The sequence below is a fragment of the Sinomonas flava genome (assembly GCF_039531875.1).
GTDB classification, from domain to species: Bacteria; Actinomycetota; Actinomycetes; order Actinomycetales; family Micrococcaceae; genus Sinomonas; species Sinomonas flava.
Map to the genome: position 1 here is coordinate 383040 of NZ_BAAAQW010000006.1, position 17546 is coordinate 400585.

The following is a 17546-nucleotide window of genomic DNA, read 5'->3' on the forward strand; positions in this document are numbered from 1 at the left end:
GGCGCGCCTCTTGGCTGGTGACGTCTGGGGCGGGTAGGACCCTTCACACGAGCTCGGCGAGGGACACCGGCAGTAGCAGGGGCATCTCAGCCTTCGGAGAGCCGGCCGCTCTTCTTCTGCAGCCTGTCGATGTGCTCCGATGCCTCGGCCTTGCTCAGGTCGGCCGGAAGCTCCTCGCCCGCCTCGCGTGCGAGGGTGTCGAGGTAGCTGCGTTGGGCGGCGGTCATCGGCTCGTCCCCGGTCACCCAGTCTTCGGGGTCCCTGTCCAGACCGCCGCGCGGCTCCGGCTCGGGGCTGCCGAGGGTCTCCTTGTGATCCATGGACAGGCCCTGCCCAGTCCGGCCGTGGGCCAAACCGGGTGTGCCCGCGGCGGCGCACCGCCGCGGGCGTGGGGGCGGATATCCTCGTGACCGACCCCGGGTGCACACCCACGCGACCGCATCTCCTACCGACCACGGCATCGAGGCACTCACCGCATGAGCTCCCGCACCGCCAGTCCCGCAGCCCTCAGCGCGGCTGCCCTCGCGACCTTCACGGTCTTCGCGACCAACGGCTTCATCTTCGCGTCCTGGGCAGCGCGCATCCCCTCGGTCACCTCGACCCTCGGGATCACGACAGGCGAGATGGGACTCCTGCTCTTCGTCGGTGCGATCGGCTCCCTCATCGCCCTTCCGCTCACGGGCACGGTCGCCGACCGGATCGGCCTGAAGCGCACGGTCCGCCTCGGCGGCGGCCTCGCGATCGCCGGCGGCGCCGTCATCGCCGTCGGCCTCCTGATCCGCTCGCACGTCGCCGTGGCCGCGGGCCTGGCAGTCTTCGGGGCCGGGATCGGATTCTGGGACGTGGCCCAGAACCTCGCGGGCGCCGACGTCGAGCACCGCCTCGGCCGGACCATCATGCCGCAGTTCCACGCCGCCTTCAGCGGCGGCGCCTTCCTCGGCGCCGTCGTCGGCGCCGGGCTCAGCGCGGCGGGCGTGGACCTGCCGCTGCACCTCTTCGGGATCATCCTGGCTGTCGTGCTCGTCATGGCCGTCGCCCCGCGCCACTTCCTGCCGCACACGCACGACGCCGACCACACCGGTGACGGCGCCGGCGCGCCCCGGGACGCGGCCGCCTCTGGCAAGGGGGGCGCGCTCGAGGCGTGGCGGGACGCGCGCACCCTGCTGATTGGCGTCGTCGTGCTCGGGGCGACGCTGACCGAGGGGGCGGGCAACGACTGGATCTCGAAGGGCGCGGTGGACGGCCTCGGGGCCAGCGAGGCCGCGGGCGCAGGGCTGTTCGCGGCATTCGTCGGCGCCATGACGGTCGCCCGCTGGTTCGGGGGCCCGGTGATCGACAGGATCGGGCGCGTGAACGCGCTGCGCATCAGCATGGTCTCCGCCTTCATGGGCCTTGTGGCATATTCCCTTGCCGGTACCTATTGGGTTGCGGCCGTTGGGGCCGTCCTGTGGGGGATCGGTGCCGCCCTGACCTTCCCGATGGGCATGTCCGCTGCGGCAGACAACCCGCGCAAGGCTGCCGCACGCGTCTCCGTCGTCTCGACGGTCGGGTACGTCGCGTTCCTCGCCGGGCCCCCCTTCCTTGGCCTCCTGGGAGACCACGTGGGCCTGCGCCCCGCACTCCTCGCGATCCTCGTGCCCATCGTGGTCGCCCTCCTCCTCGCGGGCGTGACACGCAAGGAGACCGTGACGGCCGAGGAGACCGCGCAGTAGGGTTCTCCCCATGAATCCCTCCCGCCTGAGCGTCCGCCGGCTGCGGCCGCCCGGCATACCGTTCCATGTCCTGGCGGGCGTGGACCGGAGGATCGTCCGAGCAGTTGGCGCGCTGCCCGCTGGCCCGTGGGACCGGGCCTTCTCCTGGCTCACGCGCGCTGCCACCCGCTCCGTCCTGTGGATTGCCATCGCGGCCGGCCTCTCGACCAGGAAGGGGCCCCCGCGGCGTGCTGCCGCCCACGGTCTGCTCGCGGTCGCAGTCGCCTCCGCGGGCGTGAACCTCATCGCGAAGCGTCTCCTGCCGCGCACGCGCCCCCACCCGGAGAGCCTCCCGGCCTACCGGTTCCTCCACCCGCAGCCGACCAGCTCCTCCCTCCCGAGCGGCCACTCGGCGTCGGCCGTCGCGTTCGCCGCCGGCGTCGGGATGGTGAGCCCGGCCCTCGGCGCCGCGCTCGCCCCACTCGCGGCCGGCGTCGCATACTCGCGCGTGCACACGGGCGCCCACTGGCCGAGCGACGTCGTCCTCGGCTCGGCGCTCGGCGCTGGGGCCGCCCTCGCGACCCGGACGTGGTGGCCCCGCCAGGAGGCCGCACCGGAGCCGCGCTCGACGCCGGCCCCCGCACCCGCCCTCGAGGGCGGTGAGGGCCTCGTGATCGTGGTGAACCCGCTCAGCGGCAGCACGGAGGAGAGCGTCCGCTCGAGCCTGGCGACCCTTTTTCCCCGCGCCGAGGTCCACGAGCTGCGGGAGGACGAGGATGCGCTCGATGCCGCCCGCGCTCTGGCGGCGCGTCCGGGGGTGCAGGCCCTCGGGGTGTGGGGCGGCGACGGCACCGTCGGGGCCATCGCCGGGGTCTGCGCGGAGACCCGCCTCCCCCTCGTGGTCCTGCCCGGCGGCACCTTCAACCACTTCGCGCGGGACGTCGGCGCGCTTGAGCCCGACGAGGTCGCCGAGGCTGTCGGGGCGGGCCATGCCATCCGCTGCGACCTCGGCCGGGTGCGGGTGGAGCGCGGAGCGCTCGAGAAGCCGGACGTGAGCCACGCCGTCATGCTCAACACCGGCAGCATCGGCGTGTACCCGAACCTCGTGCGCCGCCGTGACCACCTGCTCCGCCGCTTCCCGGCCCTGGGCAAGCGGGCGGCCGCAGCGCTGGCGGCACTCGCCACGTTCTCGGCTTCGACCCCCACACGGCTCGCGGTCGACGGCGGCCGGCACAGGCTCTGGATCCTCTTCATCGGCCGAGGCCGCTACTGGCCGCGCGACCTCGCGCCGCTCGAGCGCCCCATCGTGGACGACGGCGTCCTCGACCTCCGCGCGATCGGCGCCGGTCCGCGCTTCGCCCGCCTGAGGGTCCTCGGCGCGGTCGCGACGGGCACCACTGAGAAGAGCCCCGTGACCCACATGTGGGAAGCAGGGACGCTCGACGTCGCCGCGCGCAAGGGCGCGCTCATCCTGGCGGTCGACGGCGAGGTCATCCCCGGCGTCCGCCGCGCCACCATCACGGTCGAGCCGGGCGCACTGACCGTCTACTCACCGCGGGGGGCCGAACCCGATCAGGCGGACTAGTCCTTCCGGAGGATACGGATGCCCCACGGGTGCAGAGGTTCATCCTCCCGGGCGTCGCGGCGGCCCCCCGAGCGGCATAGCGTGGAGGTGTCGGTCCACAGCGAACCCAAGGGGAGTGTCATGATCCAGGCCCGAGACCTGGCCAAGGTCTACGGCGCGAAGACCGCCGTCGACGGCGTCACCTTCACCGTCCACCCCGGTCGCGTGACCGGCTTCCTCGGCCCCAACGGCGCCGGCAAGTCCACCACGATGCGCATGATCATGGGCCTCGACGCCCCGACCCGCGGCACCGTGACCGTCAACGGCGAGCCGTACGCGAAGCACCGGGCGCCGCTGCGCGAGATCGGAGCGCTCCTCGAGGCCCGCGCGGTGCACCCCGGCCGGAGCGCCTACAGCCACCTGAGGGCCCTCGCCGCCACCCACGCCATCCCCACTTCGCGCGTCGACGAGGTCATCGACATGACCGGGCTCGGCGCCGTCGCCCGGAAGAAGGTCAAGGGGTTCTCCCTCGGCATGGGGCAGCGGCTCGGCATCGCCGCGGCGCTCCTGGGCGACCCCCAGGTCGTGATCCTCGACGAGCCGGTGAACGGCCTCGACCCCGAGGGCGTCCTGTGGGTGCGCAACCTCGTGAAGTACCTCGCCTCCGAGGGCCGCACGGTGTTCCTCTCGAGCCACCTCATGAGCGAGATGTCCCAGACCGCGGACCACCTCATCGTGATCGGCCGCGGCAGGATCATCGCGGACGCGCCGATCCAGGACATCCTCGACGGCCGGGGGGAGATTCGCACGCGCGTCCGCACGGACCGCCCCGAGCAGCTGGCCGCGCTCCTGGCCCGCGAGGGCGTGAGCATCCGGGCCCAGGAGCGCGAACTCCTCGAGGTCTCCGGGCTCGAGCCGCGCGAGATCGCCCAGACAGCACTCGGCGCGGGCGTCCTCGTCTACGAGCTGACCCCTCTGACCGCAAGCCTCGAGGAGGCCTACCTCGAGCTGACCAAGGACGATGTCGAGTACCGCTCCGAGACCAGCCACGCGCACGACGCCGGCCCCTCGCCAGAGCGGGCCGCCGCGCCCGCGGCTGTGCAGGGCGTCCAGAACCAGGAGGCGAACCGATGAGCACCGCAGTCCACCCCGCCCGCAGCGCCGGCGCGCCGGCGCTCACCGGCCCGAACTTCTTCCGTGTCCTGGCCTCGGAGCGCATCAAGCTCTTCTCGCTCCTGTCCACGAGGATCCTCCTGCTCTGCGCCGTCGCACTCATGGTCGGGTTCTCCGCCCTCCAGGCGTGGGGCGTCGGGCAGGCCCTCACCGCGCAGCGCAGCGGTGCGACGGGGCCGCGCGAGGCGATCGACGTCGCCTCGATCGTGCCGCAGCTGCCGTCCGCGGGCGTGTCCTTCTCCCAGCTCATCATCGGCTCCCTGGCCGTGCTGATGATCAGCGCTGAGTTCACGTCGGGCTTGTCGCGCGCCACCTTCGCCGCGGTTCCCAAGCGCTGGCCAGTGCTCAGCGCGAAGGCCGCCTACGCGGTCGTCCTCGGATTCGTCGTCACGTACGTCGGCGCGTACGTCGGCGGGCTCGTCGCCCAGCCCATCCTCGGCAACTACGACCTGCACCTCGACATGGCCAGCTGGGACATCCAGCGGCACATGCTCCTGAGCGCCGCGTATGTCGCCGCGGTCGCCCTCATGGGCCTCGGCCTAGGCGCGCTCCTGCGGAATTCGGCGGGCGCGATCGTGCTCCTCGTCGCGGCGCTGTTCGTCCTCCCGATCATCTTCCAGCTCATCCCCGGCGACTTCTTCAAGGAGGCGCGCAAGTACCTCCCGACGAACGCCGCAAACGCCATGATGGAGGCAGGCTCGACGGCCCCGCTCAACACTGCGTACCTCGAGCCGTGGCAGGGCACCCTGGTCCTTGCCGCCTATGTCGTGGCGCTGCTCGTGGCGGCGTTCGCGACGCTCCGGCAGCGGGACGTCTAGGAACGAGCCCGGACAAGCCAGGAGAGGAAGTGCACGCGCCGCCCGCGCCGTCCACGGCGTTCGCGGTCCCGCCACGGCGGGGCCGCGTCCGCGCGTATCTCGCCGACCACCCGCTGACAATGGACTGGATTGTCGTGGGTGCCGCGGTGTTCCTTGCCGTGCCGCTGCTCGTCGAGCTCGCCGTGCACGGGCGCTGGTGGCTGTTCGCCCTCCTGGGGATCCAGCAGATTGCCCTCGCCGGGCGGCGCCGCTCCCCGTGGGCCGTCCTCGTCGTCATCGTCGCGATCGACGCGGCCCTGCTCTACCAGTCGCCGAACAGTTCGGTGATGAGCGCGGCGATCTTCTTCGCGCTCTATGCCGTGGCCGTCGTGGCCCCTGCTCCGGTCGCGTTCGGGGCCTCGGTCCTCGCCTCGGTCCCCGCGTCCGTGTACTACGCGTTCGTCTACACCCCCCACGGCCCGGAGATCCCGGACAACGCGCGGTACGTGGGCCTGGTCGCGGCCGTGTCCGTGCTCCTCATGGACCTGCTCGCCGCGGGACTGGGCATCTGGGTCCGCGGCACGCGCGAGCACCAGGCCGAGGTGCGCGCCTGGGCCATGCGGCACGCCGAGCTCGCCTCGGCCCAGGAACGCAACCGGATCGCCCGCGAGATGCACGACGTCGTGGCGCACTCCCTGACGGTCATGATCGCCCTGAGCGACGGCGCGGCGAAGGTGACGGGGAAGGATCCTGCCCGGGCGCAGGACGTCCTCGGGGAGCTGTCGCGCACCGGCCGCACCGCCCTGTCCGACATGCGGCGGGTCCTCGGGGTCCTGCGCGAGGACTCGGGGGAGGTGAGCCGCACGCCCTCACCCGGGACGGAGAGCCTCCAGTCGCTCGTCGCGGGCTTCCGCACTGCAGGCCTCCCCGCCGCCCTGACTCTCACCGGTGCGCCGCTGCCGGCTGACCCGGCGTTCCAGCTCGCGGTGTACCGGATCGTGCAGGAGTCGCTGACCAACGCGCTGCGGTACGCCCGCGCCGTCGGACGGGTCGGGGTCGAGGTGGCCCGGGAGGGGGGCACCGTGCGGATCCGTGTCGAGAACGACGGCGCCGCGCGGGACGCCGGGTCGGCCCGCCTCGGCACGGGGGGCGGGATCGCGGGGATGCGGGAACGCGCGGCGCTGTACGGCGGGACGCTGCACGCGGGTCCGCGCGACGGGGGAGGATGGGTCGTGGAGGCGACGCTGCACTGGAACGAGGGGGACGCATGACGGGCGCAGACGACGGATCCGGCGATGGGACACTGAGGCTGCTGCTGGTCGACGACCAGCCGCTGCTGCGGATGGGCTTCCGCCTCGTCCTGGAGTCCGAGGACGGCATCGAGGTGGTCGGCGAGGCGGGCGACGGCGCCGAGGCCGTGCGGCTCACCGCGGAGCTCGCGCCCGACGTCGTGCTCATGGACGTGCGCATGCCGGTCATGGACGGGATCGAGGCCACGAAGCAGATCGCCGCGGCCCACAGCGCCGCCCGCGTCATCATCCTCACCACGTTCGACTTCGACGAGTACGCCTTCGCCGGCTTGCAGGCCGGTGCGTCGGCGTTCCTGCTCAAGGACGTCGCCCCGGCCGAGCTCGTGACCGCCGTGCGCCTCGTGGCGAGCGGTGACGCCGTCGTGAGCCCGCGCGTGACCCAGCGGCTCCTCGAGACCTTCGTGCGCGGCCAGGGTGCCGGCCCTCCGGCGGCCCAGCCCGCCCCGGACCCGCTGTTGAAGGACCTCACACCTCGGGAGCTCGAGGTCCTCCGCACCATCTGCGAGGGCCTGAGCAACGCTGAAATCGCACACCGCTTCTTCCTCTCCGAGGCCACCGTGAAGAGCCACGTGCGGCGCATCCTCACCAAGCTGCACCTGCGGGACCGCGTGCAGGCGGTCGTCTACGGCTACGAGACCGGGCTCATCGTTCCCAGCAACCCGGACTACTGACCGGCGGGCCGGGACGTGACCGCGCCCCACGAGGGGACGACAATGGCCCCATGAGGCCCTTCCTCCTGATCGGCTCCCGGGACCACGACGAGGTCGCCGACGACGAGTACCGTGCCTTCTGCGCCTACGGCGGCCTCGCCGCGGAGCAGCTCCACCGCGTCCGCGCGGAGGCCGCGCCGCTGCCGGAGATCCGCCTCGAGGACTACTCGGGCGTGATCCTCGGCGGGAGTCCGTTCACCGCATCCGATCCAGGCTGGGAGAAGTCGCCGCTGCAGAAGCGCGTCGAGGCGGACATCCGGGTGCTCCTGGACCAGATCGTGGCCGAGGACTTCCCCTTCTTCGGCGCGTGCTACGGCGTCGGGCTCCTCGGCACGCACCGCGGCGCCGTCGTCGACCGCCGCTTCGGGGAACCGGTGGGACCCGTGAAGGTGAGGCTGTCCGCCGTCGGGCTCGCCGATCCGCTCTGCGCCGGCGTGGACACCGCGTTCGACGCCTACGTGGGGCACAAGGAGGCCGTCCGGAGCCTGCCGCCCGACGCCGCGCTGCTCGCCGGGTCGGACACATGCCCGGTGCAGATGTTCCGCTTCCGCCGGAACCTCTACGCGACCCAGTTCCACCCCGAACTCGACCTCGCCGGCCTCGAACGCCGCATCGACGCCTACCGGCATTCGGGGTACTTCCCGCCCGAGGAGGCGGAGGCCGTCAAGGAGCGGGCCAGAGGAGCGCACGTGAGCGAGCCGCAGAAGATCCTGCGCAACTTCGTGCAGCGGTACGCGCGGCCGTGAGGGGAGGCCAGCCGCTGGCCGCTGGCTAGACTCGGGCCATGCCTACCGCCGCGCACCGCCACGCCCAGGACCTCGGACGCTTCGTGATGGCCTCGCCGTCGAGCTTCCACGCCGCCGCGGAGGGCGCGCGGCGGCTCGCGGAGGCGGGGTTCGAGCTCCTGTCCGAGACCGAGGAATGGCCGAGCGCCCCCGGCGCCTACGCCGTGGTCCGCGACGGCGCGCTCATCGCCTGGACCGTGCCCGACGGCGCCCGGCCCACCACGCCCTTCCGCATCCTGGGCGCCCACACCGACTCGCCCACCTTCAAGCTCAAGCCCAAGCCGACCACCGGCCGCCTCGGCTGGCTGCAGGCCGGCGTCGAGGTGTACGGCGGTCCGCTCCTGAACTCGTGGCTGGACCGCGAGCTGCGCCTCGCCGGCCGCCTCGTGACGCACGACGGCGCGCAGCACCTTGTCGCGACCGGTCCCCTCGCGCGCTTCCCCCAGCTCGCGATCCACCTCGACCGGGCCGTCAACGACGGGCTGAAGCTCGGCAAGCAGCAGCACATGAACCCCGTCTGGGGGCTGGGGGACCCCAGCACGACGGACCTGCTCGCGCTGCTGGCCGAGCAGGCGGGCGTGGACCCGGCCGAGGTGGGCGGGTACGACATCGTCCTCGCGGACACGCAGGAGCCCGCGGTGTTCGGGGCCGACGGCGGCTTCTTCGCGTCCGGCCGCCTGGACAACCTCTCGTCCGTCCATGCCGGCCTCGCGGCCCTCCTCGACCAGCACGCGAACCCGGTGGTTGAGCGCAGCGCAGCGGAGTCGAAACCCATCGCCGTCCTCGCCGCGTTCGACCACGAGGAGGTCGGCTCAGCGTCCCGCTCCGGTGCCGCAGGGCCCTTCCTCGAGGACGTCCTGGGGCGCATCGGCGACGGCCTCGGCGCGTCGGCGACCGAGCGCCGTCGTGCGTTCGCCGCGTCCTGGCACCTCTCCGCGGACGCCGGCCACGCTGTCCACCCCAACTATTCCGAGCGGCACGACCCGGCCAACCACCCGCTCCTCAACGGCGGCCCGCTGCTGAAGATCAACGCGAATCAGCGCTATGCGACCGACGGGCCGGGGGCGGCGCTGTGGGCGCGGCTGTGTGGTGAGGCGGAAGTGCCGTACCAGGAGTTCGTCTCGAACAACGACGTGCCGTGCGGCTCGACGATCGGCCCGATCACGGCCACGCGCCTCGGGATCCGCACGGTCGACGTCGGCATCCCGCTCCTGTCGATGCACTCGGCCCGCGAACTGGCCGGTGTGCAGGACCCGTGGCGGCTGTCCAAGGCGGCGGAGCGGTTCTTCGTCGGCTGAGGCGGGCGGAACGGCGTTCAGGAGCCCTGGCCGGCGAGCCCGATCACGAGGTTGATCGTCGCCGCGAGGATGAGGGTCGCGAAGACGAAGGCGAGGATGCTGTGCTTGAGCGCCTCGACGCGGATCTCGTGGCTCTTGATGGCCGTGTCCGAGACCTGATAGGTCATGCCGAGGCTGAACGCCATGTACGCGATGTCCGTGTACTGGGGCGGGTCGTCCTGGTTGAAGTCGATCCCGCCAGCCGGGGAGGCGCCGTAGTACAGCTCCGTGTACCTGAGGGTGAAGAGCGTGTGGACCATCAGCCAGGACGCGGCGACGACCACGAGGGCGAGGAGTGCGAACGCGGCCTTGGCGGCACCGTTGGCCTGGTTCCCGGCGACGATGACGATCACGACGGCGATGATCGCCGCCACGTTGGCACTCAGGATCAGGAAGTCCCGGGTGCTGCGTCGCGGGTCCTCCTGGCGTGCGTGGTGACGTGTCTGCTCCGGATCCATCGGCGTGATGCGCACCCAGATCCACACGTTGTACAGCATGGCCGCCGCGCCCCAGCCGGCCGCCGGGGCGTACCACCAGGACGTCAGCAGGCCCGTAGCCACGAGGACCACGAGCCCGACGCCGGCCATCCACCACATCCGGAGTCGGGCAACCCGCGCGCGGTGGGACAGCTCGCGGCTGGAGTCAGTGTTCATGCGCCCGATCTTCGCACCTCTTGCTGGACGGTCCATGGACGGGCGTGCCGTGTCCCGGGCCCTTACCGGAGCGCGATGAGCAGCATCTCCGAGGTCCCCGGGATGCAGGTCTGGAGGAAGATCGGCGGGTACCCGCCGGCGAATCCGCCCAGGACGCCTTCCTTTGCCCCCTGCGGGACGACCATCCGCTGGACCGCGCTGAAGGTGCCGAAGCCCTGCACGGAGACGACGGTGTCCGGCTGGATCCAGCCCATCCGGTCCCACCCCCCCGCAGAGGTCGTGCTCCGCGATGCTGACCGACACCATAACCGGGGTGAAGCGGACCGGGCCCGCGCACGCGTCCACTGCGACCTGGCCCCCGACCCCGACCACGGGGATGAAGACCGCGGCGGGCTGCGGCGCTGGCGCGGGCTGGGCCTGCTGGGCGTCGGCCTGTTGCTGCGCTTCGGCTCGGGCGTCGGCCTTCCTGCTGGTCCACCCTCATACCGCCTGACGCCACGCCGGCAGGCAACGCCGGAGAGACCGCGACGGCGGAAGAGAGTCCCCAGACCGCCAGCAGCCCCCCGGCGGCCGCAGCCGCGAGCCGATGAACCCTGAAGGCTGGGCGTGCCGCCATTCGTCCCCCTGACCGCAGGCCGGTCGGCACCCCCGTCCGCACCCGGACCTGGGTACCCGGACCATCGCCTCGATGGACGGCCGGCTCCGGGCCGGGTACGGGTGGATCGTCCTCCACAGGAGCCCCTGCCACTGTGTTGTCCACATGCGCGTCCGTGGGACTGTGGGGCGTCCGGTAAGATAGTGCAGTCTGTGTGTCAGGCCGTCCGCGGCCGGGGGCACGGGCACACGCACATGAACCTCCTGTTGCGGAGAGACCGCAACCGCTTAGCCCAAAGGAGGTGGGTTCACACATGCGTCCTTACGAACTGATGGTCCTCATCGACCCCGAGGTCGACGAGCGCACTGTCCAGCCGTCGCTGGAGAAGTTCCTCTCGGTGATCACCACCGACGGTGGAACCGTCGACAAGGTGGACATCTGGGGCCGCCGTCGCCTCGCGTACGACATCAAGAAGAAGAACGAGGCGATCTACGCCGTCGTCAACTTCACCGCTGAGCCGGCCACGGCCCAGGAGCTGGACCGCCAGCTGTCGCTCAACGAGACGATCCTCCGCACGAAGATCATCCGCCCCGAGGACCAGAAGGTCTCCGCCAAGTAGTCTTGGCGTGATTCCCTCACCCACCAGTACGACGAATCTCTAGTACGCAGGCACGGAACCAGGAGGAAGCATGGCAGGCGAGACCACCATCACGGTGATCGGCAATCTGACGAACGACCCGGAGCTGCGGTTCACACCGTCCGGCTCGGCCGTCGCCAACTTCACCGTGGCCTCCACCCCGCGCACGTTCGACCGTCAGGCCAACGAGTGGAAGGACGGGGAGACCCTGTTCCTCCGCGCGTCGATCTGGCGCGAAGCCGCTGAGAACGTCGCAGAGTCCCTCACCAAGGGCATGCGCGTGATCGTGAGCGGCCGGCTGAAGAGCCGCTCGTACGAAACCAAGGAAGGCGAGAAGCGCACTGTCATCGAGCTCGAGGTCGACGAGATCGGCCCGAGCCTGCGCTACGCCTCCGCGAAGGTCAACCGAACCCAGCGCTCCGGCGGCCAGGGCGGCAACTTCGGCGGAGGCCAGGGCGGGAACTTCGGTGGCGGCGGCGGCCAGTTCGGCGGCGGCAACGCCGGCGGCAACTGGGGCGGCGGCCAGGGTTCGCAGAACCAGGGCGGCGGCTCCGGCGGCTGGGGCGGCAGCTCCGGCGGCGGCCAGCAGCAGGACGACCCGTGGGCGACCCCGGGCGTCAGCAACTCCGGCGGCGGCTGGGGCAACGGCAACGACTCCGAGCCCCCGTTCTGATCCGTCCTTCCATCAACAAACACCAACCATCCCGTGGCGAAGTCCACGGGCTCCAGAGACTGAAGGAGCTCCACGATGGCCAAGGCTGAAATCCGCAAGCCGAAACCAAAGTCCAACCCCTTGAAGGCCGCTGACATCACTGTCATCGACTACAAGGATGTCGCCCTGCTGCGCAAGTTCATCTCGGACCGCGGCAAGATCCGCGCGCGCCGCGTGACCGGCGTGTCCGTGCAGGAGCAGCGCAAGATCGCCCAGGCGATCAAGAACGCCCGCGAGGTTGCCCTGCTCCCCTACTCCGGCGCTGGCCGCGGCTGAGAAGGGAAGCAATAAACCATGGCAAAGCTCATTCTGACTCACGAGGTGTCGGGTCTCGGCACCGCCGGTGACGTCGTCGAGGTCAAGAACGGCTACGCGCGCAACTACCTGCTGCCGCGCGGCTTCGCGCTCACCTGGACCAAGGGTGGCGAGAAGCAGGTCGAGCAGATCCGCGCCGCCCGCGAGGCGCGTGCGCACAAGTCGCTGGAGGCCGCGCAGGCCCAGGCCGCTGCCCTGAACCAGACGCCCGTGCGTCTTGAGGTGAAGGCCGGCAAGGAGGGTCGCCTGTTCGGGACCGTCCGTCCTGAGGCTGTCGCCGGCGCCGTCGAGGCTGCTGGCCTCGGTGCCATCGACAAGCGCCGCGTGCTCCTGCCGGGTCACATCAAGACCACCGGCAAGTACGAGGTCACCGTGCGCCTGCACGACGAGGTCTCCGCTGTCGTCAACCTCGAGGTTGTCGCCGGGAAGTAGTCCTCGCGCGACGCTCCCGCACTGCGGGACGTTGGACCTCAAGGGCCCCCGCCGCCATGTGCGACGGGGGCCCTTGCGCGTCTCGGTCCAGCTGACCCGGTCCGGGGGACAGGTCCGGGAATAGCGTCCGCCCTCTCGCGGTTGAGCAGGTAGATGCAAACGCATGGATCCGGCATCCGGGTCCGCCGAGCGAAACGAGGCACCATGGCAGCCCCCACGAACATCGTCGTCATCTCCGCGGGACTCGGCGTCCCGTCCTCCAGCCGGCTGCTCGCCGACCAGCTGAGCGCGGCCACGGAGAACGCGGCGCGCCAGGCCGGGCTCACGCCCGTCGTCACGACCTTCGAGCTGCGCGACCTCGCCGTCGACATCGCGAACAACTTCGTGACCGGCTACGCCGCGCCCAACCTCGCCGAGGCGATCGCCGCCGTCGAGCGTGCAGACGCCCTCATCGCCGTGACGCCCGTCTTCAGCTCGAGCTACAGCGGTCTCTTCAAGTCATTCTTCGACGTCGTCGACCCGCGCGCGCTCGAGGGAATCCCGGTCCTGCTCGGTGCCACCGGCGGCTCCGCCCGCCACAGCCTCGTGATCGACTTCGCCATGCGCCCGCTCTTCAGCTACCTCCGGGCCCGCATCGTGGCTACAGGCGTGTTCGCGGCGCCCACCGACTGGGGCCAGGGCGAGGGGGTGCGCCCCCTCAACGGGGGCCTGTCCGCCCGTGTGGAGCGCGCCGCCGTCGAGCTCGTCCGGGAGCTCGCCGACCGCGAGGACGCCGCGCCTACAGCCGCCCAACGGCTCCCCAAGGTCGCGACGCGGCCCGAAGACAAGTCCTTCGAGGAGCTTCTCGCGGACCTCACCGGCGCGGTCTAGAAAGCCTCTCTGAGGGTCGCCTTCTGAGGGTCGCCTTCTGGGGGTCACCTTCTGGGGGTCCCGTCGGGTGACCCCCAGAAGGTGACCCTCAGACGTACGATGACGTGATGCAGCCTGCCCCCGGTCCCGCCCAGCGCCAGCACGCCCCCGAGCCCCACGCCCCCGAGCCCCACGCCCCGGTCTTCGACGGGCACAACGACCTTCCGTGGGCGCTGCGCCAGGACTTCGGCTACGACGTGCAGGCCGCTGGCCTCGCCGACGGCCAGCCGCTCCTCCACACGGACATCCCGCGGCTGCGCGCGGCCGGGGTGGGCGCGCAGTTCTGGTCCGTCTTCGTCCCGTCGACGCTCAGCCCGGAAGCGTCGGTCGTGGCGACCCTCGAGCAGATCGACTGCGTCCGCCGCATCGTCGAGGCGCACCCCGACACCTTCGAGCTCGCCACGACCGCTGCGGACGTCCGCGGCGCCGCCGGGCGGGGACGGATCGCCTCGCTCATGGGCGCCGAGGGAGGGCACAGCATCGCGGGGTCACTCGCTGTCCTGCGCATGCTCGCCCGTCTCGGTGTCCGCTACATGACGCTGACGCACAACGACGACACCCCCTGGGCCTGCTCCGCGACCGGGGAGGCGATGGGACGCGGCGAGGACACGGGGCTCAGCCTGTTCGGCCGCGAGGTCGTCTCCGAGATGAACCGGCTGGGGATGATCGTGGACCTGTCACACGTGTCTCCCCGCACCATGGAGGACGCCCTCGACGCCACGAGCAGGCCGGTCCTCTTCTCCCACTCCTCCTGCCGGGCGGTCTGCAGCCACCCGCGCAACGCCCCCGACGCCGTGCTCGAGCGGCTGCCTTCCAACGGCGGTGTCCTCATGGTCACGTTCGTGCCGAAGTTCGTCTCGGAGGCCTGTCGCGCCCACGCGCTCGCGCTGCGGGACAAGCGCCTCGAACTCGGCCTCCCGGTGGGCTTCCACGACGTCGCGCCTGCCGAGGACCCGCAGGCCGCGGCCGCGTTCTCTCAGTGGCTCGAGCACAACCCCACACCCGAGGCGACGGTCGACGACGTCGTGCGCCACCTCGAGCACGCGCGCGAGCTCGTCGGTCCGCGGCACATCGGGCTCGGGGGCGACTTCGACGGCACGGTCGACCTCCCGGTGGGCATGGACGGCGTGGCCGGCTATCTGCCGCTTCTGGACGCGCTCGGGGAGCGCGGCTGGTCGCGCGAGGACGTGGATGCCCTGTGCTGGGGCAACGCCCTCCGAGTGCTCGAGGAGACCGAGGTCTAGGGCTGTGCCGGGTCCGGCCGCCCGGACGGAAGAGGGCAGCGCGCTTCGGCCCCAGGTCAGAGCAGCGCGACGAACGCGCGGGCCTCATCGATGCTGATGTCGGAGTGCCGGCGCAGCATCTGGGCCGCGTCCTCGGCGTCGCCGATCTGCGCGAGGGCCTTGATCTCCCCGTAGATCTCGTCGTTGAGCATGTTGCTCGCGACCTCGAGGGTCTGGCGCCCGTCGCTCACGATCGCCCTGTAGCGGTACGGGAAGCGCTGCGGCCGCGGCTCGTTGGCTGCGGGGCGCGCTGAGGCAGGCCTGGTCTCGGCTTCGCCCTCGGCCTCGGGATCGCGGCCGGTCGCCTCCGCGGAAGGCACGACGTCGGCGGGGGGCTCGGGCGCCGCGGGTGCCGGGGTCTCGCGGTCGGCTGCAGGCGCTGCCGGCGGCTCCGGCGTCGATGCCGGCGCAGACGTCGTCGCCGCGGCTTCCGTGGCCTGCTCGGCGTTCTGCGGTGCTTCCCCGGCCGCCCTGCCGCGGAAGGGCTGCGGGTAGCGCTCCAGGAGGAGGATGGCGTTGCGCGCCTCGACCAGGCTGCTGGCCGTGGCCTGCCGGTAGACGGCGATGGCCTGGACGGCGAGCCCTCTCGCGATGAGGGAGTAGATCGCCTGGTGCTGGTCTTCGGTGAGCCGGGCCGATGCGGCGGCCGCAGCCTCGGGGCCCCCGGCCATGGCCGTGTCGAGGGATGCCCGGCTTCTGCGTGAGCCCAGACGGATCAGGATGACGACGACGGCCGCGACGGCAAGGAGGATGAGGAGCGGGGGCAACAGGTTTTCCATCAGGGCTTCTCGGGTGGCGGAAGGGGTGCTTCCAGCGTAGTCGCTGACGATGGGGCCGACGAGGCGGAACGGGCGATATTCCGCCGCGGGCATGGCATAACGGGCCTCGGGATGAATATATGTGGCTCATGTCACATTTGGCGGCCAACATGAGCGAAAGCACATCAGTCGGCGCCGGGACGAATTCGCGGGCTGTGGATTGCCCCTGTGGAAAAAAATCTTTGGTCCACATGCTGTGCATCGCGTTTCCGCACGTCAGAACGGGGTTATTCGAGATCCGGCGAAGATATCCACAGTTGTCCACAGCTTCTGTGAACAACGACAGCGGCGAGTTCCACAGGTTGTCCACAAGGGGGGTGGACAGCGGGCTTCACGAGTGTCGGAGGGTCCCGTTAGCGTTTCCTCATTCCTCCGGAGAGGCGTCGCGCGGGCGCCGTCTCCGGGACGATAGCTAGTGCCCGAGGTGTTGCCGGTGTCCGCTTCCCACGTCGATTCAGCGCCATCCTTCAGGGACTCCGACGCGGCCCGCACCCCACCGCAGGACATCGTCGCCGAGCAGTCCGTGCTCGGCGGCATGATGCTCTCCAAGGACGCCATAGCCGACGTCGTCGAGGTGGTCCGCGGGGTCGACTTCTACCGGCCCGCCCATGAGGCGATCTACGAGGCGATCATCGACCTCTACGGTCGCGGCGAGCCTGCGGACGCCGTCACGGTCTCCGACGAGCTCACCAAGCGCGGGGAGATCAACCGCGTAGGCGGTCCGGCGTACCTGCACGAGCTCATCCAGTCCGTCCCCACGGCGGCCAACGCCGGGTACTACGCCGAGATCGTGGCCGAGCGCGCAGTCCTGCGCCGCCTCGTGGGCGCAGGCACCAAGATCGTGCAGCTTGGCTACGGGCAGGACGGTGAGGTCGAGGACCTCGTGAACCAGGCCCAGGCTGAGGTGTACGCCGTGGCCGAGCGCCGCACGGCGGAGGACTACGTCCCGCTCTCCCAGGTCATGGAGGGGGCCATGGACGAGATCGAGGCGGCGGGCCACCGCGGCGGCGGCATCACCGGGGTTCCGACCGGCTTCTACGAGCTCGACGAGCTCACCCACGGCCTCCACCCGGGCCAGATGATCGTCATCGCGGCGCGCCCGGCCGTTGGCAAGTCGACCTTCGCGCTCGACTTCGCGCGCTCCGCCGCCATCAAGCACAGGATGGCCACCGTCTTCTTCTCCCTCGAGATGGGCCGCAATGAGATCGCCATGCGACTCATGAGCGCCGAGGCATCCATCCAGCTCCAGGACCTGCGGCGCGGCACGCTGCGGGACGAGCAGTGGTCGAAGATCGCCTCCGTGCTCGGCCCGCTGAACGAGTCGCCGCTGTTCATCGACGACTCGCCGAACATGTCCCTCATGGAGATCCGGGCGAAGTGCCGCCGCCTCAAGCAGCAGCACGACCTCAAGCTCGTGGTCCTCGACTACCTCCAGCTCATGAGCTCCGGCAAGAAGGTCGAGAGCCGCCAGCAGGAGGTCTCTGAGTTCTCGCGTGCCCTCAAGCTGCTCGCCAAGGAGCTCCAGGTGCCCGTCATCGCCCTGTCGCAGCTCAACCGCGGGTCCGAGCAGCGCCAGGACAAGCGGCCCATGGTGTCGGACCTCCGCGAGTCGGGCAGCATCGAGCAGGATGCCGATATGGTCATCCTTCTCCACCGCGAGGACGTCTACAACAAGGAGTCGCCCCGCGCCGGCGAGGCGGACATCCTCGTGGCGAAGCACCGCAATGGTCCGACCAAGGACATCGTCGTGGCGTTCCAGGGCCACTACTCGCGCTTCGCCAACATGGCCGCGGACTCGGGCGGCGAGGGAGGCGGGTTCTAGCCC

19 protein-coding genes are annotated in these 17546 nt (G+C 71.2%); 15 read left to right on the forward strand and 4 right to left on the reverse strand.

Features of this window, described 5'->3' with window-relative positions; all coding sequences use genetic code 11:
- Positions 1 to 86 precede the first annotated feature (86 nt).
- Positions 87 to 320, reverse strand: a complete 234-nt coding sequence (locus tag ABD298_RS13095; RefSeq protein ID WP_344300150.1) for a DUF3072 domain-containing protein — start codon at positions 318 to 320, stop codon at positions 87 to 89.
- 156 nt (positions 321 to 476) lie between these two features.
- Between ABD298_RS13095 and ABD298_RS13100 the strand changes: the two genes are divergently transcribed.
- The 8 genes from ABD298_RS13100 (at position 477) to ABD298_RS13135 (ending at position 9328) form a co-directional block, all read left to right on the forward strand.
- A complete protein-coding gene (locus ABD298_RS13100; RefSeq protein ID WP_344300151.1) occupies positions 477 to 1712 on the forward strand; it encodes an MFS transporter in 1236 nt (411 codons plus the stop codon).
- 10 nt (positions 1713 to 1722) lie between these two features.
- Entirely contained in the window at positions 1723 to 3276 is a 1554-nt protein-coding gene (locus ABD298_RS13105) for a bifunctional phosphatase PAP2/diacylglycerol kinase family protein (protein ID WP_344300152.1), read from the forward strand.
- 120 nt (positions 3277 to 3396) lie between these two features.
- Positions 3397 to 4389, forward strand: coding sequence for an ABC transporter ATP-binding protein (locus ABD298_RS13110; RefSeq protein WP_344300153.1), 993 nt, complete (start codon positions 3397 to 3399; stop codon positions 4387 to 4389).
- Positions 4386 to 5246 (forward strand): ABC transporter permease, encoded by an 861-nt coding sequence (locus ABD298_RS13115; RefSeq protein ID WP_344300154.1) that lies wholly within the window; start codon positions 4386 to 4388, stop codon positions 5244 to 5246. Before ABD298_RS13110 ends, ABD298_RS13115 begins: the two co-directional genes overlap by 4 nt.
- Positions 5247 to 5275: 29 nt before the next feature.
- Positions 5276 to 6496 carry a sensor histidine kinase gene (locus ABD298_RS13120; RefSeq protein ID WP_344300155.1) on the forward strand — a complete coding sequence of 407 codons (1221 nt, stop codon included), beginning with the start codon at positions 5276 to 5278 and terminating at the stop codon, positions 6494 to 6496.
- Positions 6493 to 7206 (forward strand): response regulator, encoded by a 714-nt coding sequence (locus ABD298_RS13125; RefSeq protein ID WP_344300156.1) that lies wholly within the window; start codon positions 6493 to 6495, stop codon positions 7204 to 7206. Before ABD298_RS13120 ends, ABD298_RS13125 begins: the two co-directional genes overlap by 4 nt.
- Positions 7207 to 7256: 50 nt before the next feature.
- Positions 7257 to 7991 carry a glutamine amidotransferase gene (locus tag ABD298_RS13130; protein ID WP_344300158.1) on the forward strand — a complete coding sequence of 245 codons (735 nt, stop codon included), beginning with the start codon at positions 7257 to 7259 and terminating at the stop codon, positions 7989 to 7991.
- Positions 7992 to 8029: 38 nt separating this feature from the next.
- On the forward strand, positions 8030 to 9328 hold the full coding sequence (locus tag ABD298_RS13135; RefSeq protein WP_344300159.1) for a M18 family aminopeptidase: 1299 nt from the start codon (positions 8030 to 8032) through the stop codon (positions 9326 to 9328).
- Positions 9329 to 9345: 17 nt separating this feature from the next.
- On the opposite strand, the gene ABD298_RS13140 is transcribed toward ABD298_RS13135, so the two are convergent.
- Together ABD298_RS13140 and ABD298_RS13145 are read right to left on the reverse strand one after the other, a co-directional pair.
- Positions 9346 to 10020 (reverse strand): DUF1345 domain-containing protein, encoded by a 675-nt coding sequence (locus ABD298_RS13140; protein WP_344300160.1) that lies wholly within the window; start codon positions 10018 to 10020, stop codon positions 9346 to 9348.
- 62 nt (positions 10021 to 10082) lie between these two features.
- Complete coding sequence (locus ABD298_RS13145; RefSeq protein ID WP_344300161.1) at positions 10083 to 10274, reverse strand: hypothetical protein; 192 nt, start codon at positions 10272 to 10274, stop codon at positions 10083 to 10085.
- Between the two features lie 654 nt (positions 10275 to 10928).
- On the opposite strand from ABD298_RS13145, the gene rpsF reads away from it, so the two are divergent.
- The 6 genes from rpsF to ABD298_RS13175 all read left to right on the forward strand — a co-directional run bounded on the left by rpsF (position 10929) and on the right by ABD298_RS13175 (position 14864).
- On the forward strand, positions 10929 to 11234 hold the full coding sequence (gene rpsF, locus ABD298_RS13150; protein WP_208710977.1) for a 30S ribosomal protein S6: 306 nt from the start codon (positions 10929 to 10931) through the stop codon (positions 11232 to 11234).
- 70 nt (positions 11235 to 11304) lie between these two features.
- The gene (locus ABD298_RS13155) at positions 11305 to 11925 is read left to right on the forward strand and encodes a single-stranded DNA-binding protein (RefSeq protein ID WP_208710976.1); all 621 of its coding nucleotides are present in this window, start codon (positions 11305 to 11307) and stop codon (positions 11923 to 11925) included.
- Between the two features lie 75 nt (positions 11926 to 12000).
- Positions 12001 to 12240, forward strand: a complete 240-nt coding sequence (gene rpsR / locus ABD298_RS13160) for a 30S ribosomal protein S18 (RefSeq protein WP_026820365.1) — start codon at positions 12001 to 12003, stop codon at positions 12238 to 12240.
- A gap of 18 nt (positions 12241 to 12258) precedes the next feature.
- The gene (gene rplI, locus ABD298_RS13165) at positions 12259 to 12711 is read left to right on the forward strand and encodes a 50S ribosomal protein L9 (protein ID WP_208710975.1); all 453 of its coding nucleotides are present in this window, start codon (positions 12259 to 12261) and stop codon (positions 12709 to 12711) included.
- Between the two features lie 204 nt (positions 12712 to 12915).
- Positions 12916 to 13581: an FMN reductase gene (locus ABD298_RS13170; RefSeq protein WP_344300162.1), complete on the forward strand. Its 666-nt coding sequence runs from the start codon at positions 12916 to 12918 to the stop codon at positions 13579 to 13581.
- A 107-nt stretch (positions 13582 to 13688) separates the two neighbouring features.
- On the forward strand, positions 13689 to 14864 hold the full coding sequence (locus tag ABD298_RS13175) for a dipeptidase (RefSeq protein ID WP_344300163.1): 1176 nt from the start codon (positions 13689 to 13691) through the stop codon (positions 14862 to 14864).
- Positions 14865 to 14920: 56 nt separating this feature from the next.
- Here ABD298_RS13175 and ABD298_RS13180 read toward each other — a convergent pair whose 3' ends face one another.
- On the reverse strand, positions 14921 to 15682 hold the full coding sequence (locus tag ABD298_RS13180; protein WP_344300164.1) for a hypothetical protein: 762 nt from the start codon (positions 15680 to 15682) through the stop codon (positions 14921 to 14923).
- 472 nt (positions 15683 to 16154) lie between these two features.
- On the opposite strand from ABD298_RS13180, the gene dnaB reads away from it, so the two are divergent.
- The gene (gene dnaB / locus ABD298_RS13185) at positions 16155 to 17543 is read left to right on the forward strand and encodes a replicative DNA helicase (protein WP_344300165.1); all 1389 of its coding nucleotides are present in this window, start codon (positions 16155 to 16157) and stop codon (positions 17541 to 17543) included.
- The last annotated feature ends 3 nt before the right edge of the window (positions 17544 to 17546 follow it).

What these genes read in the sequence shown, in the direction of transcription:
- ABD298_RS13110 (WP_344300153.1), top strand. Translation starts at nt 3,397, where the DNA reads ATGATCCAGGCCCGAGACCTGGCCAAGGTCTACGGCGCGAAGACCGCC.
- ABD298_RS13125 (WP_344300156.1), top strand. Translation starts at nt 6,493, where the DNA reads ATGACGGGCGCAGACGACGGATCCGGCGATGGGACACTGAGGCTGCTG.
- ABD298_RS13155 (WP_208710976.1), top strand. Translation starts at nt 11,305, where the DNA reads ATGGCAGGCGAGACCACCATCACGGTGATCGGCAATCTGACGAACGAC.
- ABD298_RS13130 (WP_344300158.1), top strand. Translation starts at nt 7,257, where the DNA reads ATGAGGCCCTTCCTCCTGATCGGCTCCCGGGACCACGACGAGGTCGCC.
- ABD298_RS13175 (WP_344300163.1), top strand. Translation starts at nt 13,689, where the DNA reads ATGCAGCCTGCCCCCGGTCCCGCCCAGCGCCAGCACGCCCCCGAGCCC.
- ABD298_RS13145 (WP_344300161.1), bottom strand. Translation starts at nt 10,274, where the DNA reads ATGGGCTGGATCCAGCCGGACACCGTCGTCTCCGTGCAGGGCTTCGGC.
- ABD298_RS13135 (WP_344300159.1), top strand. Translation starts at nt 8,030, where the DNA reads ATGCCTACCGCCGCGCACCGCCACGCCCAGGACCTCGGACGCTTCGTG.
- rpsF (WP_208710977.1), top strand. Translation starts at nt 10,929, where the DNA reads ATGCGTCCTTACGAACTGATGGTCCTCATCGACCCCGAGGTCGACGAG.
- ABD298_RS13105 (WP_344300152.1), top strand. Translation starts at nt 1,723, where the DNA reads ATGAATCCCTCCCGCCTGAGCGTCCGCCGGCTGCGGCCGCCCGGCATA.
- ABD298_RS13115 (WP_344300154.1), top strand. Translation starts at nt 4,386, where the DNA reads ATGAGCACCGCAGTCCACCCCGCCCGCAGCGCCGGCGCGCCGGCGCTC.
- rpsR (WP_026820365.1), top strand. Translation starts at nt 12,001, where the DNA reads ATGGCCAAGGCTGAAATCCGCAAGCCGAAACCAAAGTCCAACCCCTTG.
- ABD298_RS13095 (WP_344300150.1), bottom strand. Translation starts at nt 320, where the DNA reads ATGGATCACAAGGAGACCCTCGGCAGCCCCGAGCCGGAGCCGCGCGGC.
- ABD298_RS13100 (WP_344300151.1), top strand. Translation starts at nt 477, where the DNA reads ATGAGCTCCCGCACCGCCAGTCCCGCAGCCCTCAGCGCGGCTGCCCTC.
- rplI (WP_208710975.1), top strand. Translation starts at nt 12,259, where the DNA reads ATGGCAAAGCTCATTCTGACTCACGAGGTGTCGGGTCTCGGCACCGCC.
- ABD298_RS13170 (WP_344300162.1), top strand. Translation starts at nt 12,916, where the DNA reads ATGGCAGCCCCCACGAACATCGTCGTCATCTCCGCGGGACTCGGCGTC.
- ABD298_RS13180 (WP_344300164.1), bottom strand. Translation starts at nt 15,682, where the DNA reads ATGGAAAACCTGTTGCCCCCGCTCCTCATCCTCCTTGCCGTCGCGGCC.
- ABD298_RS13140 (WP_344300160.1), bottom strand. Translation starts at nt 10,020, where the DNA reads ATGAACACTGACTCCAGCCGCGAGCTGTCCCACCGCGCGCGGGTTGCC.